Consider the following 16,099-nt stretch of genomic DNA (forward strand, 5'->3'; position numbering starts at 1 on the left):
GACCCCTCACCCCAACCCTCTCCCCGGCGGGGAGAGGGAGCGAATGTGCCGGGCGGGTTCGCACGATCGCCCGTGAGGCGATCGAGCGGCGTGCTGCACGGTTACAGCAGGGGGATCAATAAAAGAGCTACGATGTTGATGATCTTGATCAGCGGATTCACCGCGGGACCCGCAGTGTCCTTGTACGGATCGCCCACGGTGTCGCCGGTGACGGCGGCCTTGTGCGCCTCGGAGCCTTTGCCGCCGAAGTGATCGTCTTCGATGTACTTCTTGGCGTTGTCCCATGCACCGCCGCCGGTGGTCATGGAAATGGCCACGAACAAGCCGGTGACGATGGTGCCGATCAGCACGCCGCCCAGCGCCTGCGCGCCGGCTTCCGCGCCGCCCAGCCACTTGAAGCCGAACACCACGACCACCGGTACCAGCACCGGCAGCAGCGACGGCACCAGCATTTCCTTGATCGCCGAGCGGGTGAGCATGTCCACCGCGCGCGAGTAGTCCGGACGCGTGGTGCCTTCCATGATGCCCTTGATCTCGCGGAACTGGCGGCGCACTTCCTCCACCACCGCGCCGGCCGAGCGACCCACCGCTTCCATCGCCATGGCGGCGAACAGATACGGGATCAGGCCGCCGATCAGCAGGCCGATGATCACGTACGGGTTGGAGAGGTCGAAGCGGAAGTCGGTGAGGTTCAGATGCTGGTTGAGGTTGTGCGTGTAGTCGGCGAACAGCACCAGTGCGGCCAGGCCGGCCGAGCCGATCGCATAACCCTTGGTGACGGCCTTGGTGGTGTTGCCTACCGCATCCAGCGGATCGGTCACGCCACGCACTTCCGGCGGAAGCTCGGCCATCTCGGCGATACCGCCCGCGTTGTCGGTGATCGGACCGTAGGCGTCCAATGCCACGATCATGCCGGTCATGCTGAGCATGGCCGTCGCCGCGATGGCGATGCCGTAGAGCCCGGCCATCTGGTACGCGCCCCAGATCGCCGCGCACACGGCCAGCACCGGCAGTGCGGTGGATTTCATCGACACGCCGAGGCCCGCGATGATGTTGGTCGCGTGACCCGTGGTGGACGATTGCGCGATGTGTTGCACGGGCTTGTATTCGGTGGCCGTGTAGTACTCGGTGATCACCACCATGGCGCCCGTCAACACCAGGCCGATCAGCGCGCAACCGTACAGACGGCCCACTCCGTAGGCCGACTCGCCCATCAGCTGGCTGGTGATGGGCCAGAACGCGATGGCGGCCAGCACGGCCGAGACGGCCACGCCGGTGTAGAGCGCGTTCATGATCTTGGCGCTGCGTGCCTTCACGAAGAAGGTGCCGATCACCGATGCCACGATCGATGCGCCACCGAGCACCAGCGGATACAGCACGCCGTTGCTGCCGGTCTGTTCGGCCATCACGCCGCCCAGCAGCATGGTGGCAATCAGCGTCACCGCGTAGGTTTCGAACAGGTCGGCGGCCATGCCGGCGCAGTCGCCCACGTTGTCGCCCACGTTGTCGGCGATCACGGCCGGGTTGCGCGGATCATCTTCGGGAATGCCCGCCTCCACCTTGCCCACCAGGTCGGCGCCCACATCCGCGCCCTTGGTGAAGATGCCGCCGCCCAGGCGCGCGAAGATCGAAATGAGCGAGGAGCCGAACGCCAGGCCTACCAGCGCATGCAGCGCCTGCATGGTCTCGTAGCCCATGTGGCCCAAGGCCACGTAGTAGCCGGTGACGCCCAGCAGGGCCAGTCCCACCACCAGCATGCCGGTGATGGCACCACCGCGGAACGCCACGTTGAGCGCTGCGGCCAGGCCCCGGCGTGCGGCCTCGGCAGTGCGCACGTTGGCGCGCACCGAGACGTTCATGCCGATGTAGCCGGTGGCGCCCGAGAGAATCGCGCCAACCGCGAAACCAATGCCGGTTCCCCAGTTCAACGCAAAGCCGATCACCAGGAACAATACGAGGCCAACCGCGCCGATGGTGGCGTACTGGCGATTGAGATAAGCCTTCGCACCTTCCTGGATCGCGGCGGCGATCTCTTGCATGCGTGCGTTGCCAGGCGACTGCGCCAAGATCCAGCGCACAGAGACTGCGCCATAAAGAACCGCCAGAACCGCACATGCCAGCACGATCCACAAGCCATACTGCTGCAGCATCGGAGCCTCCCCGGGAATGGTAACAATGCACCGGGACCACCCATCGGCACCCCCGATACGGCGGCCGCCCTGAGAAGGGCGGTCCCCCGGAGTATAGACAGAGGTTGACGACAGGCGTGTTGTGCGGCGCAACGGGCTGAGGTTTGCCGGCGGTGAATCGGCGATCTGTCGCTCGGCTGCCTGCATCAAGCTCGGGTTTCGAGCGGACCCACGCAGACGGGCCGCTGCGTGCACCGCAGCGGCCCGTCCGTATTTCAGCTTGGGCTGGCAGCCGGGAGGCGCGATGCCTCGCTAGCTGCCGATCAACGGATGACCAGATCCAGGATCATGCTGTCGCCGATGGAGACCAGCAGGAAGTTGCCGTCGTTGCGCACCCAGCGGTAGCCGTAGGGCGGCGGGGCGAGGCGGTAGCCGCGATAGTCGTTCACGATGTACATCGGGCCGTCATAGCGGTAGCCGCGTTCCCAACGATGCGGGCGGCCGTAATAACCGCGGTCGCTGTAGTAGCGGCGGTCCCAGCCGCCATGGCGATCGCGGTCGTGCCAGCCATCGCGGTCGTGGCGACCCCGGTTGTCATAATGGTTGCCGCGGTCGTGGCGATCGTCGCGGCCGTGTCCCCGATCGTGGTCGTGCCAGGGATCGGCCGATACAGCGCTGCTGCCGGCGAGCAAGGCCAAGGCCACCAACACACTGGAAAGGGTCTTCATTGCATCCTCCGGATGCCCGCCACCGCCACAGGCGCTGGATCGATCGGGCAGCTTCATCGTAAAAATCTACGTCTGAACGATGAGCGTGCTTTTTCGAAAGCGTCGTGCAAGCTTTCAGCCGGCGCTTATCGATCTGAATCCCCGTACATAAATCACCGGAGTCCGCCGATGGTGTTGCGAGTGGTGTTTGTGTTTGCCGCGCTTGCGGTGCTGCTCTATGGCGGCATCTGTCTTGCCATGTACCTGGGGCAGCGGCAGCAGATCTATCACCCCGAAGCCAGCTGGCGCGTGCAGCAGGCGCCCGACTTCGAACTGGTCAACGACGGCGTGCGCCTGCGCGGATGGGTGGTGAACCCGGGACGTGCAAAGGCCTTGCTCTACTTCGGCGGCAATGGCGAACGCATCGAGGATTCCCGCCAGGCGCTGTCGCAATGGTTTCCGGACCGAACGATCTATCTGCTGCCCTACCGCAGCTACGGGGCCAGTGAGGGCAAGCCCAGCGAACGCGCCTTGGTCGGCGATGCCCAGGCACTGTTCGACCGTGTGGCGCGCGACCACGCCGCGATTGCGGTAGTGGGGCGCAGCCTGGGCAGCGGAGTGGCGACGCAACTCGCGGCCACCCGGCCGGTGGAGCGCCTCGTGCTGGTCACGCCGTTCGATAGCCTGGTACGCGTGGCGGCGGGCTACTTTTCCTGGCTGCCCGTGAACGCGCTGATGCAGGACCGCTTCGAATCATGGCGCTACGTCAACGATATCCACTGCCCCGTGCTGGTGATCCGGGCGGAACAGGACGAAATCATTCCGGCGGAACGCACGCTGGCGTTGCTCAAGGCATTCAAGCAAACGCCTCTGGTTCAGGTGATCGCCGACGCAGGACACAACACCGTCCAGGATCACGCGGACTATCGCGTGAGCCTGGAGCGTTTCCTTCAATGACGGATCAGCGGGCGAACGGTTCGAGCTTGCGCGCGACCATGCTGTTCTTCAACGTGGCGTACTGCGGCAGGCCGTTCTTGCCGTACGGCGGCGGCGCTTCGCCCTGGATCAGCGGGCCGAGATAGCGGCGGGCGGCCGCCGTGATGCCGAAGCCGTCGCGGGTGAGAAAACTGGCCGGCATCTTCTTTTCGCGGTTGGCGATTTTCGACAGCGGCGCCGCTTCGATCTTCCAGCGGTACGGTGCATCGCTGGTGCGCACGATCACCGGCATCACCGCGTTCATGCCGGCCATCGCGAAATCGACGGCGGCCTTGCCCACCGCGTAGGCCTGCTCGGCATCGGTTTTCGAGGCGAGATGGCGGGCGGAGCGCTGCAGGTAGTCGGGCAGCGCCCAGTGATACTTGTAGCCGAGCTTCTCCTTCACCAGCGCCGCGAGCACGGGAGCCACGCCGCCCAGCTGGCTGTGGCCGAACGCATCGCGCGTGCCGGCTTCGGCGAGGAACTGGCCCTCAGCGTTGAGCAGCCCTTCCGAGGCGACCACCGTGCACCAGCCGACGCGTTCCACCGTGGCCTTCACCTTGGCCAGGAAGGCGGCTTCGTCGAAGGGGCGTTCGGGAAACAGGATGATGTGCGGCGGCGCATCGGCGCCTTCGCCAGCCAGGCCTGCGGCAGCGGCGATCCAGCCGGCGTGGCGGCCCATCACTTCGAGGATGAACACCTTGGTCGACGTATCGGCCATCGAGGCGACGTCCAGGCTCGCTTCCAGCGTCGACACGGCGGTGTACTTCGCCACCGAACCGAAGCCGGGGCAGCAATCGGTGACGGCCAGGTCGTTGTCCACCGTCTTGGGCACGCCGATGCAGCGGATGTCGTAGTTCATCGCCTTACCGAGCTGCGAAATCTTCAGCGCCGTATCGGCCGAATCGTTGCCGCCGTTGTAGAGGAACCAGCGGATGTCGTGCGCGCGGAACACATCGATCAGCCGCTCGTATTCGGCGCGATTGGCATCCAGCGACTTGAGCTTGTAGCGGCACGAGCCGAACGCGCCGCCTGGCGTGTGGCGCAGCGCGGCGATGGCCGCCTTGGTTTCCTTGCCGGTATCGATCAGCTCTTCGCGCAGCGCGCCGAGGATGCCGTTGTGCGCCGCGTACACCGGCACGCCCTTGGCACGCGCGGCCTCGATCACGCCGGCAGCGGTCGCGTTGATGACGGCGGTGACGCCACCGGATTGGGCGTAGAGCAAACGGCCTGAAGGCTTGGCTTGGGACGTCCTGGTCTTCGACATCATGCTTTTCGACATCATGGGCTTCTCAATCGGGGAGGGCGAGGTTGCCGTGGTCATCAAACACGAAGTACGGATTGAACGCCAATTCCCACAGGTGACCGTCCGGATCGGCCAGGTAGCCGGAGTAGCCGCCCCAGAACGCTTCCTGCGGCGTCTTCAGTTCGCGGGCGCCGGCGGCGAGCGCGGTGGCGAACCAGGCGTCGACTTCTTCCTTCGAGCTGGCATTGCGGGCCAGCGTGATGGCGGAGAAGCCGGTAGGCAGGTCTTCGGCCAGCGCATCCTCGGCCAGGGCGTCGCGCCCGTACAGCGCGAGAACCCCGGCGGCGCCCTTGAGAAAGACGATGTTCTCGTTGCTGACTGAGGAGGCCTTCCAGCCCCAGGCCTCGTAGAAGCGACGCGAACGGGACAGGTCGCCGACGCCCAGGGTGACGATGTGGATCCGCGGGACTGACATGGCGTTTTCCTCGGAATGGAGCTGAAAAGCTTAATCCGGCGCGCGAGCCGCGTCCTTGTGACGCTAACGTGTCACAGTTAACTCTTTTCGCAACAACTACTTGCCGTTTTTGCGCTGCCTTCTCGGTTTGACGTTACCGTCCGCAGAAGTTAACTTGAACGCCAATTTTCTTGCATCCATCGGGCCCTGCAGCGTGCGTGGTCCGCGGATGCCTTGGAGCACTATGCGACTCGTCCTACTCGGTCCGCCCGGTTCGGGCAAAGGCACCCAGGCTGCGCGTCTGAAGGTGGAACTCGGCGTCCCGCACATCTCGACCGGCGACATGCTTCGCGCGGCGGTGGCGGCTGGCACGCCGACGGGTCTGAAGGCGAAAGCGGTGATGGATGCGGGCAACCTCGTCTCCGACGATATCCTGCTGGCCATGCTGGAAGAGCGTCTCTCGCAGGACGACGTGAAGGGTGGCTTCATTCTCGACGGCTATCCGCGCAACCTGGCCCAGGCCGACGCGCTCGATCATCTGCTGGCCAAAATCGGCCAGCCGCTGGACGCCGTGGTGAAGCTCGACGTGCCCAACGAAGTGATCATCGGCCGCTGCGAGATCCGTTTCGCCGCTGAGCACCGCAAGGACGACGATCCGGCGGTGGTGCGCGATCGCCTCAAGGTCTACGCCGAGCAGACGGCGCCGGTCGCCGACTTCTTCGCCCGCCGCGGCAAGCTGCAGGTGGTCGATGGCGTGGGTGAACTCAACGAAGTCACCGCTCGCGTCAAGCGTGCGCTGACCACCGAGTCGGCCGCCGCCAACGGCTGACACGCCGGGCCGCCGTCAGGCGGCCCGATGTTTTTGGGCCGGCGCATCGTGCCGTCGGGTCACATCGAACAGGTTACCCATGCGTCTGCACATCCTCGGCATCTGCGGCACCTTCATGGGCGGCGTCGCCGCTTTGGCTCGCGAGCTCGGCTTCACCGTCGAGGGTTCCGACGCCAATGTCTATCCGCCCATGAGCACTCAGCTCGAAGCGTTGGGCATCGGCCTGATGAACGGCTACCAGGCCGACCATCTCAAGCCCGCGCCCGATCTGGTCGTGGTGGGCAACGCGATGACGCGCGGCAACCCGGCCGTGGAATACATGCTCGACGCGCAGCTGCGCTACATCTCCGGTCCACAGTGGCTGGGCGAGACCTTGCTGCCGGGCCGCGAAGTGCTGGCCGTGGCGGGCACGCACGGCAAGACCACCACCACCAGCCTGCTGGCGCACCTGCTGGAAAGCGCGGGCTTGTCGCCCGGCTTTCTGATCGGCGGCGTGCCCGGCAATTTCGACGTGTCGGCACGCGTGGGCGGTGGCAAGCCGTTCGTGATCGAGGCCGACGAATACGACAGCGCGTTCTTCGACAAACGCTCGAAGTTCGTGCACTACCGTCCGCGCATCGCGATCCTCAACAACCTCGAATACGACCACGCGGACATCTTCCCCGACGTCGCGGCGATCCAGCGCCAGTTCCATCATCTCGTGCGCACCGTGCCGGGCAATGGACGCCTGATCGTCAACGCGCACGATCACCATCTCGCCGAAGTGCTGGCGATGGGCTGCTGGACGCCGGTGGAGACCTTCGGCATCGGGAAGGGCGACTGGCAGGCCGAGCTGATCGAGGCCGACGGTTCCGCCTTCGCAGTGCGCCGCGGCGGCGAACTGATCGGCGAGATTCGCTGGCCGCTGCTCGGCAACCACAGCGTCATGAACGCGCTGGCAGCGCTCGCTGCGGCCACCGCGGCAGGTGCCGATCCACGTGCGCTGCTGCCTGCGTTCGCCGGTTTCCAGAGCGTGAAGCGCCGCATGGAAATCGTCGGCGAAGCGAACGGCGTGCGCGTGTACGACGATTTCGCCCATCACCCGACCGCCATCGCCACCACGCTGGCCGGCTTGCGGGCCAAGGTCGGCAAGGCGCGCATCGTGGTCGCGCTGGAACCGCGCTCCAATTCGATGCGCCTGGGCGCCCACGCCGAGGCGCTGGCGCCTTCGCTGGCCGACGCGGACGCGGTGGTCTTCCTGCATCGCCCGGAACTCGCCTGGGATGCCGGTCGCGTGACGGCAGCCTTGAACGGCCGGGGCAGCGCGGTGCCAACCGTGGACGCCTTGATCGACGCCTTGCGCCGCGAAGTGCGCGCCGGCGACCACGTGGTCTTCATGTCCAACGGCGGCTTCGAAGGCGCACCGCGCCGCTTCGCCGAAGCCATCAAGTCGTAGCGTTCCCTCAATTCTCCCTGTGGGAGCGCACTTGTGCGCGACAGGCACATCGACAGAGCGGAACAGTCGCGCACAAAGTGCGCTCCGACCGTTTCAGTGTGCAGCTAAACTCAGCGCATGGCCGCCAACACCCCGTCCCTCGACCTGCCGCTGTTCCCGCTCGGCACCGTGCTGTATCCCGGCGGGCAGCTGTCCCTGCGCATCTTCGAGCCGCGCTATCTGGACATGGTTCGCGAGTGCGCACGCACGGGCAGCTCCTTCGGCGTGTGCCTGATCCTGCAAGGCCAGGAAGCCGGTGCCCCGGCCCTGCCTGCCGCGGTGGGCACGCTGGCGCGCATCGTCGATTTCCACAATCGCGAAGACGGCCTGCTCGGCATCCTGGCCGAAGGGGGCGAGCGTTTCCGCGTCACTCGCACGCGCGTTCGTTCGGATGGCCTGGTGCGCGGCGATGTGGAGATGTGGCCCACCGAACCCACCCACGAAGTGCCGGTGGAACTGGCCCTGCTGCAATCGATTCTGGAACGCCTGATCGAAAATCTGGCGCCGCAGTGGCGGCATGCGCCGCGTCACCTGTACGACGACGCCAGCTGGCTTGGCTTCCGCTTGGCCGAATTGCTGCCGTTGCAGACGGACGAACAACAGCGCCTGCTCGAGCTCACCGATCCCGTGCAACGCCTCGCTGAGCTGCGCGACATTCTTCCGCGTTTCCAGCGCGCGTAGAACGCTTTCACTTTTCGCCCGCGGGGCGCGCTTCTACACTCTCGCTTCCAAGATCGAGGTGAGACCCCATGAGCAGCCTGGCCGGCAAGACCCTCTTCATCACCGGTGCTTCACGCGGGATCGGCCTGGCCATTGCGCTGCGTGCCGCGCAAGACGGGGCCAACATCGCCATTGCGGCCAAGAGCAGCGTGCCGAACCCGCGCCTGCCGGGCACCATTTTCAGCGCGGCGCAGGAGATCGAAGCGGCCGGCGGCAAGGCCTTGCCGATCAAGTGCGATATCCGCGAAGAAGATGAAGTGAAGGCCGCCGTGGCCGCCACGGTGGAGCGCTTCGGCGGCATCGACATCCTGGTCAACAACGCGAGCGCCATCTGGCTGGCCGGCCTCGCCGACACGCCGATGAAGCGCTTCGACCTGATGCAGCAAGTGAATGCGCGCGGCAGTTTCCTGTGCGCCCAGGTCTGCCTGCCGCATCTGCTCAAGGCCGGGAATCCGCACATCCTGACGCTGGCGCCGCCGCCGTCGCTCGATCCGAAATGGTGGACGCCGCACACCGGTTACACGCTGGCCAAGATGGGCATGAGCTTCGTGACACTCGGCCTGGCGGGCGAACTGGGCAGCCAGGGCATCGCCGTCAACGCGTTGTGGCCGCGCACCATCATTGCCACCGATGCGCTCAACATGATTCCCGGTGTACCGCTGGATCGTTGCCGCAAGCCGACCATCGTCGCCGACGCTGCGCATGCCGTGCTCACGCGTGAAGCGAAAGGCTTCGCCGGCAACTTCCTGATCGATGAAGACGTGTTGCACGAGGCGGGTGTCACCGACTTCACCTGGTACGCGATGGATGCCTCGCAACGACCCTTGCCCGATCTGTTCCTGGACTGAGCGCGGTGTCCTGTCCGTTCTGCGAGATCGTCGCCGGCCGTCTGGACGCCAGCGTGGTGGCGCAAACGGAGCATGCGCTGGCGTTTCTCGATATTCGCCAGGCGGTGCCCGGTCATGTACTCGTCGTGCCGAAACGTCACGTGGAAGATATCTACGCGATCGGCCCCGAGCTTGCCGGCGACGTGATGCAGCTGGGCGTGCGCGTGGCGAACGCACTGCGCGAGGCGTTTCATCCGGCGGGCCTCAACCTGTGGCAATCCAACGGTGCGGCGGCCGGCCAGGAAGTGCCGCACTTTCACCTGCATGTGCAGCCACGTCGTGTGGCCGATGGTCTGTTGCGCGTCTATACGCACGGTGCGCCGTCGCCGTCGTCGCGCGCCGAGCTCCATGACCTGGCGCAATGCATCCAGCGTTTTCTTCCCCACGATCACGGCGTCCCCACGCCACGGAGTAGTTCATGAAATACCTGCACACGATGATCCGCGTTCGCGACATCGACGCTAGCCTGCGTTTCTTCTGCGAAGGCCTGGGCCTGAAGGAAATGCGCCGCATGGAGAATGCCGCCGGCAAGTTCACCCTGGTGTTTCTTGCCGCGCCCGATTCGCCCGAGGCGGAAGTCGAGCTGACCTACAACTGGGCTTCCACAGAGGATTACGGCAGCGCCCGCAATTTCGGCCACCTCGCGTTCCGCGTGGACGACATCTACCAGACCTGCGCGCACCTGCAGTCGATGGGCTACACCATCAACCGACCGCCACGCGACGGACACATGGCTTTCGTACGCTCGCCGGACCTGATCTCGGTGGAATTACTGCAGGACGGCCATCTCCCGCCGCAGGAACCCTGGGCATCGATGCCCAACACCGGGGTCTGGTAGGCCCAAGGCTGTCGCCTGGCTTGCATAGTGGCCTCGGGGCTCGGTTGGCAAGGTCCTGGCCTGGGCCGAAGGTCCCTAGGCCATTGGTGCTACCTCATCTTTGTGCCTCCGGCTTCTGTCCGAAGCCGCTGATCCATTTGTAGGGTGACTGTGAGACGCAGAGTTGTATATTGTGTGACCCATATCACATTTTTGTAGCGGTCGCGGGTTAGCTTGGCGCGACGGGCGTGGTAACCGGGGGGTAGCCATAGGACATGGCAATGACCGGCCGAAACCTGTGACCCCTTGGGGTTGGGGGAGGGAACCATGGCTGTATTGAGGGAGGAAGCCAGGCGATGCGTCGTCTGGTTTGGTCAACCGGCTAGCGATGAGCGGGCAGGGTTGGCGGAGGCGGGATGGATTATCCGCGTGGCCGACGCCGGCACTCAGGGCGGCGTGGGCATGCGTAACAACGATACGGTGGTGGCGCTGGCCGACCTTAGGCACGGCGATACTGCATCTGCCCAGGCCATGGCTCAGCTGATGGCCGATCATCCCTGGTTGCCGTGGGTGGCGCTCATTCCGCCAGCCATGTCGGTGCACGAGCCGCTGATCGATCGCGTGCTCGAAGCAAGCATCGAATACTTCGCCACGCCGGTGGACGTGGATCGTCTGGTCGAAGCGCTCGCCCGCATCGGCGGCGACCAGCCGCGTGCGGCCGATCCGGGCGACGTCGGCGTCACCGGCCGCAGTGCCGCCATTGGCGCGGTCGTGGCCAGCGTGCGCAAGTACGCGCCGGTCGAGTTGCCCGTGTTGATCACCGGCGAAACCGGTACCGGCAAGGAAGTGGCTGCGCGTGCGCTGCACAGTTTGTCTGCGCGCGCCGATCGTCCGTTCGCGGCGATCAACTGCGGTGCCTTGCCACCGAACCTGGTGCAGTCCGAATTGTTCGGTCACGAACGTGGCGCATTCACCGGCGCCAACGCGCGCCGCATCGGCCATTTCGAAACGGCAGCGGGCGGCACCGTATTCCTCGATGAAGTGGGCGATCTCCCGCTCGACGCGCAGACCAGCCTGTTGCGCTTCCTGCAGGAAGGCACACTGGAGCGCGTGGGCAGCAGCCAGCTGATCAAGCTGGATGTGCGCGTGCTGGCCGCCACCCACGTGGATCTCGAAAAGGCGGTGGAACAAGGCCGCTTCCGCGAAGATCTCTACTATCGACTCAACGTGCTTCGCCTTCGCATGCCGCCGTTGCGCGAACGCGAAGACGACGTGGTGCTGCTGGCGCAGAAATTCCTCGACGCGTTCCGCGATCAGCATGCCAGCCGTGCCCGCGCGTTCAGTGCCGGTGCGCGACGCGCGATGCTCGACTTCAGCTGGCCCGGCAACGTGCGCGAATTGCTCAACCGTGTGCAGCGCGCTGCCGTGGTGGCGGAAGATGCGCTGATCAGCGTCAACGATCTCGACTTGGCCGACGTGCTCACCAAGCAGGCGGCGCGATCGAGCCTGGGCAGCACCCGCGTGGCGGCCGAGCGCGATGCCGTGATCGCCTGCCTGCGCGAGAGCCGTTTCAATGTGAGTGAATGCGCGCGTCGCCTTAAGGTGTCGCGCGTGACCATCTATCGCCTGTGCAAGAAGCACCAGCTCGCGCTCGACGAGCTGCGATAGCGGACGTCCAAACGCCCTAGGGGGCGATCCCCGAAAACATGCTGGCCTACTTGCCGGGATGAGCGGCGGATGCTCGCTCTTGCATGATCGGTTGGGCGCCTAGCCAATCATTTGAACGCAAGCACCCGCCGCTCACCCCGGTCGAGTTCGGCCGTGGGGAAGATGTGGATGGTGGAAACCTGCCCGAGAAAGGAAGGCCCCCGACCCGCAGGGGTCGGGTCGGGGGCTTCCATTGGTGCCCCGGCCACAGGGGTTGCCGGGTTACCGCCCTCATCACCGCCTTGCGGCGGAATGCTTTAGGCGTCCTCTCGCGCTAAGCGAGAGAAACGGGGAAGGGTGTTTCCGATGGCCAGCTGCGAGTTGCGTGCCGACATTGCCCCCAGGCCACCCAGGAGCGTCGCCATCCTGTCGCCGCGAAAGTCCGTATCGCGGTGTTCGGCGCGTTGTCGTCGCAGCTGGCCCATCCCCCTTCCCGCCTGTACGGGGTAAAGAGTGCAATCGTCGTGCCAAACCCCTGCAATGGCTGGAAAACGCGGGTTTTCGCGGCTTTACGGGGAACTGGCCCATTTTCAACCGTGCTGAACGCGTTACAGGCCGGACCCGAAATCAGTGCTCTGGGGGGCGCTTAACACCTGCGGTTGCGCCGTTTCGGCAACCTGTGTCAGGGACGTAACAGCGGACAGGCGAAATGTCACACTCGATCGGTGCAGGGGCCCGCACGTCGTCGAGCGATGGGAGCGCAAGGAGATTGCGCCAGTCCTGGGCGTCGCGGAGCCGTGCAAAGCCGGTTCGCAGGTCTTAGGATGCGCGAACGCCGCGGCTTGCGGCGTATCCCCATCCCCGAATTCTTCTTGAGCATGGTGTCGTCGCCGACGATGCCCGGAGTACCACATGCACGCGCAAGACCCGTCCGCCCAGTCCCTGATCGATCTTGGCAAGCGCTACTGGTTGCCGGTGTATCGACCGCGCGATGTGGTGCTGGACCACGGCAAGGGCGCGCGCGTGTGGGATACGCAGGGCCGCGACTACGTCGATTTCGGCGCAGGCATCGCGGTGAATGCGCTCGGCCATCAGGACCCGGATCTGCTCGAAGCGCTCACCACGCAGGCGCACAAGCTGTGGCACACCAGCAACGTGTTCTACAGCGAACCGCCGTTGCGCCTGGCCGAGGAACTGGTATCCGCCTCCGGTTTTGCCGAACGCGTGTTCCTGTGCAACTCCGGCACCGAAGCGAACGAAGCGGCGATCAAGCTGGTGCGCAAGTGGGCGTCGTCGCAGGGCCGCGCGGCCGATAAGCGCGTCATCGTCACCTTCCGCGGCTCCTTCCACGGCCGCACGCTGGCCGCCGTCACGGCGACCGCGCAGCCGAAGTACCAGGAAGGCTACGAGCCGCTGCCCGGCGGCTTCCGTTATCTCGATTTCAACGACGTGCCCGCGCTGGAGGCAGCGTTCGCCCAGGGCGACGTAGCCGCCGTGATGCTCGAGCCCGTCCAGGGCGAGGGCGGCGTGCTGCCGGCCGCCCCCGGTTTCGTCCAGCGCGTGCGTGAACTGTGCGATCAATACAACGCGCTGCTGGTGCTCGATGAAATCCAGAGCGGCATGGGCCGCACCGGCACCTTGTTCGCCTATGTGCAGGACGGCGCCAAGCCGGACATCGTCACCCTGGCCAAGGCCCTGGGCTGCGGCTTCCCCATCGGCGCCATGCTGGCCGGCCCGAAGGTCGCCGAGGTGATGCAGTTCGGCGCGCACGGCACCACTTTCGGCGGCAATCCGCTCGCGGCCGCCGTGGCGCGCGTGGCGCTGCGCAAACTGTCCTCACCGGAGTTGCTGGCCAACGTGGCGCGCCAGTCGCAGGCCTTGCGCGATGGCCTGGCGCGCATCAATGCGTCGCTATCCCTGTTCGATGAAGTGCGCGGCCGCGGCCTGATGCTTGGCGCGGTGCTGAACGAGGCGAACAAGGGCAAGGCGGGCGCCATCCTCGATCACGCCGCTGCCCACGGCCTGCTGGTGCTGCAGGCCGGTCCGGACGTGCTGCGTTTCGTGCCGGCTCTCAACATCAGCGACGAAGACCTCGCCGAAGGCCTCTCACGCCTCGAAGCTGCATTGCGCAGTTTCGCCGCGGGCTAGCCGACCTGCCAAGCATGCGCTCCTGCCTTCAGGAGCGCATGTCGAGGCTCTCTCAGCCTGCTCGTGCGGCGCGAAGCGCACCGCGCGCGGCTTCCAGCGTGTCGGCAAGGTCCTGTTCGCTGTGCGCACTGGAAACGAAGCCAGCCTCGAACGCCGACGGCGCGAGGTAGACGCCGCGCTCCAGCATGCCGTGGAAGAAGCGGTTGAACATGGCCGTGTCCGCCGCCGTCGCCTGGGCGTAGCTCTCCACTTTTTCCTGGGTGAAGAACAGGCCGAACATGCCGCCCACGCGATTCGTGCTGAAGGCCACGCCTTCACCGTCCGCCACGGCCTGCAGGCCATCGGTGAGCAAACGCGTGCGGGCGGCGAGTTGATCGTAGAAGCCCGGCGCCTGGATCAATTCCAGCATCGCCAGGCCGGCGGCCATGGCCACCGGATTGCCGGAAAGCGTACCGGCCTGATAAATCGGCCCCGCCGGCGCGATCTGCTGCATCAGATCACGACGGCCGCCGTACGCACCCACCGGCATGCCGCCGCCGATGATCTTGCCGAACGTGGTCAGATCCGGCGTCACGCCGTAATACGCCTGCGCGCCACCGAGAGCCACGCGGAAACCGGTCATCACTTCGTCGAAGATCAGCAGTGCGCCGTGCTTCGTGCACAACTCGCGCAAGCCCTGCAGATAGCCATCCTTCGGCGGAATGCAGTTCATGTTGCCGGCCACCGGCTCGATGATCAGGCCGGCGATGTCGTGGCCGTGCTCATCGAACAAGCGCGCCGCGGCCTCCAGATCGTTATAGGCGAGCGTGAGCGTCAGGTCGGCATTCGCCTTGGGCACGCCCGGCGAGGTCGGCACGCCGAAGGTGAGTGCGCCGGAGCCCGCCTTCACCAGGAAGCTGTCGCCATGGCCGTGATAGCAGCCTTCGAACTTCACGATCAGGTTGCGGCCCGTGGCGCCGCGCGCGAGACGAATCGCCGACATGGTCGCCTCCGTGCCGGAATTGACCATGCGCACCATGTCGATCGACGGGATCAGCCGCGTGATGGTTTCCGCCATGGTGACTTCGGCGGGGCAGGGCGTGCCATACGAGAGACCGTTCTTTACCGCGCGCTCCACCGCTTCGCGCACATGCGGATGGTTGTGGCCCACGATCATCGGTCCCCAGGAACCTACGTAGTCGACATAGCGCTTGCCTTCGACATCCCACAGGTAGGCGCCATCCGCGCGAGCCGTGAAGAACGGCTCGCCGCCCACCGACTTGAAGGCGCGCACCGGTGAGTTCACGCCGCCGGGCATCAACTGCTGCGCGCGCTGGAAGAGTTCGTGGTTGGTGGTCATCGTGGGTGTCTCAAGGCGAAGTGAAAAGTTGGGCGAACCGCATAGCCGCACCGCGGACATCGGGATCGCCGAAGACGGCCGAGATCACGGCGAGATAGTCGGCGCCGGCATCGATCAGCGATCCGCCATTGTCTGGCGTGATGCCCCCGATCGCCACACGCGGGATGCCCAGCGCGGCGGACTGTCGCAGCAGCTCGAACGACGCGCGCCGTGCATGCGGCTTGGTGGGCGAGGGGAAGAACGCGCCGAAGGCGATGTAGTCGGCCCCTTCGGCGGCGAGATGGCGGGCGCGATCGAGGGAGTCGTAGCAGGACACGCCGATGATGGCGTCCTGCCCCAGCACGGCGCGGGCGGCGGCCACATCACCATCCTCCTCGCCCAGATGCACGCCCGCGGCGCCCGCCGCCTGGGCCAGCGCCACGTCGTCGTTGACGATCATCGGCACCTGCCGGGCGGCGCAAAGGGCGCGTATCGCGCGGGCTTCGGTGAGGCGGCGCTCGTGGTCGCGGGTCTTGTCGCGGTATTGCAGCAGCCGGGCGCCGCCCGCCAGCGCCTGCGCCACGACCGGGACCAGGTCGGGGCGGGGGCCATCGGTAATCACGTAAAGGCCACGGCCCTGGAGTTTTTCACGCATGCCAATTTGTCCTGGAGAACTGCGCCATACGCTTTCGCATCGGCGGGGGAGTTGCGAGAATGCCCCACTTATTCTCCATAGCAAGCCATTGAC

General features: G+C 65.8%; 15 protein-coding genes. 9 read left to right on the forward strand and 6 right to left on the reverse strand.

What is annotated here, in order from left to right:
- Positions 1–101: 101 nt before the first annotated feature.
- Both ACN9MB_RS03155 and ACN9MB_RS03160 read right to left on the reverse strand, forming a co-directional pair.
- A complete protein-coding gene (locus tag ACN9MB_RS03155; protein ID WP_426270758.1) occupies positions 102–2,150 on the reverse strand; it encodes a sodium-translocating pyrophosphatase in 2,049 nt (682 codons plus the stop codon).
- 302 nt (positions 2,151–2,452) lie between these two features.
- Positions 2,453–2,857 (reverse strand): RcnB family protein, encoded by a 405-nt coding sequence (locus tag ACN9MB_RS03160; RefSeq protein ID WP_204636660.1) that lies wholly within the window; start codon positions 2,855–2,857, stop codon positions 2,453–2,455.
- Between the two features lie 168 nt (positions 2,858–3,025).
- Here ACN9MB_RS03160 and ACN9MB_RS03165 point away from each other — a divergent pair, with 168 nt between their 5' ends.
- The gene (locus ACN9MB_RS03165) at positions 3,026–3,793 is read left to right on the forward strand and encodes an alpha/beta hydrolase (RefSeq protein WP_239535878.1); all 768 of its coding nucleotides are present in this window, start codon (positions 3,026–3,028) and stop codon (positions 3,791–3,793) included.
- 4 nt (positions 3,794–3,797) lie between these two features.
- Here the strand turns inward: ACN9MB_RS03165 and ACN9MB_RS03170 are convergent, their stop codons facing one another.
- On the reverse strand, positions 3,798–5,078 hold the full coding sequence (locus tag ACN9MB_RS03170; RefSeq protein ID WP_426271878.1) for a 6-phosphofructokinase: 1,281 nt from the start codon (positions 5,076–5,078) through the stop codon (positions 3,798–3,800).
- A gap of 25 nt (positions 5,079–5,103) precedes the next feature.
- The gene (locus ACN9MB_RS03175; protein WP_426270759.1) at positions 5,104–5,532 is read right to left on the reverse strand and encodes a VOC family protein; all 429 of its coding nucleotides are present in this window, start codon (positions 5,530–5,532) and stop codon (positions 5,104–5,106) included.
- Positions 5,533–5,755: 223 nt separating this feature from the next.
- On the opposite strand from ACN9MB_RS03175, the gene ACN9MB_RS03180 reads away from it, so the two are divergent.
- From ACN9MB_RS03180 to ACN9MB_RS03215, 8 genes are all read left to right on the forward strand, one after another.
- Positions 5,756–6,340, forward strand: a complete 585-nt coding sequence (locus ACN9MB_RS03180; protein ID WP_204636658.1) for an adenylate kinase — start codon at positions 5,756–5,758, stop codon at positions 6,338–6,340.
- Between the two features lie 79 nt (positions 6,341–6,419).
- Complete coding sequence (gene mpl / locus ACN9MB_RS03185) at positions 6,420–7,775, forward strand: UDP-N-acetylmuramate:L-alanyl-gamma-D-glutamyl-meso-diaminopimelate ligase (protein ID WP_426270760.1); 1,356 nt, start codon at positions 6,420–6,422, stop codon at positions 7,773–7,775.
- 117 nt (positions 7,776–7,892) lie between these two features.
- Entirely contained in the window at positions 7,893–8,495 is a 603-nt protein-coding gene (locus ACN9MB_RS03190; RefSeq protein WP_204636656.1) for an LON peptidase substrate-binding domain-containing protein, read from the forward strand.
- 68 nt (positions 8,496–8,563) lie between these two features.
- Positions 8,564–9,382, forward strand: coding sequence for an SDR family oxidoreductase (locus ACN9MB_RS03195; protein ID WP_426270761.1), 819 nt, complete (start codon positions 8,564–8,566; stop codon positions 9,380–9,382).
- Positions 9,383–9,387: 5 nt separating this feature from the next.
- The gene (locus ACN9MB_RS03200; RefSeq protein WP_426270762.1) at positions 9,388–9,843 is read left to right on the forward strand and encodes an HIT family protein; all 456 of its coding nucleotides are present in this window, start codon (positions 9,388–9,390) and stop codon (positions 9,841–9,843) included.
- The gene (locus ACN9MB_RS03205; protein WP_426270763.1) at positions 9,840–10,259 is read left to right on the forward strand and encodes a VOC family protein; all 420 of its coding nucleotides are present in this window, start codon (positions 9,840–9,842) and stop codon (positions 10,257–10,259) included. Before ACN9MB_RS03200 ends, ACN9MB_RS03205 begins: the two co-directional genes overlap by 4 nt.
- 306 nt (positions 10,260–10,565) lie before the next feature.
- Positions 10,566–11,906 (forward strand): sigma-54 dependent transcriptional regulator, encoded by a 1,341-nt coding sequence (locus ACN9MB_RS03210; protein ID WP_204636652.1) that lies wholly within the window; start codon positions 10,566–10,568, stop codon positions 11,904–11,906.
- An 891-nt stretch (positions 11,907–12,797) separates the two neighbouring features.
- Positions 12,798–14,033: an acetylornithine transaminase gene (locus tag ACN9MB_RS03215; RefSeq protein ID WP_426270764.1), complete on the forward strand. Its 1,236-nt coding sequence runs from the start codon at positions 12,798–12,800 to the stop codon at positions 14,031–14,033.
- A 52-nt stretch (positions 14,034–14,085) separates the two neighbouring features.
- On the opposite strand, the gene hemL is transcribed toward ACN9MB_RS03215, so the two are convergent.
- Together hemL and thiE are read right to left on the reverse strand one after the other, a co-directional pair.
- A complete protein-coding gene (gene hemL, locus ACN9MB_RS03220; RefSeq protein ID WP_426270765.1) occupies positions 14,086–15,372 on the reverse strand; it encodes a glutamate-1-semialdehyde 2,1-aminomutase in 1,287 nt (428 codons plus the stop codon).
- A 10-nt stretch (positions 15,373–15,382) separates the two neighbouring features.
- The gene (gene thiE / locus ACN9MB_RS03225; RefSeq protein WP_426270766.1) at positions 15,383–16,006 is read right to left on the reverse strand and encodes a thiamine phosphate synthase; all 624 of its coding nucleotides are present in this window, start codon (positions 16,004–16,006) and stop codon (positions 15,383–15,385) included.
- Between the last annotated feature and the right edge of the window lie 93 nt (positions 16,007–16,099).

This window comes from Dyella kyungheensis, from assembly GCF_049913195.1.
Lineage (GTDB): Bacteria > Pseudomonadota > Gammaproteobacteria > Xanthomonadales > Rhodanobacteraceae > Dyella > Dyella kyungheensis.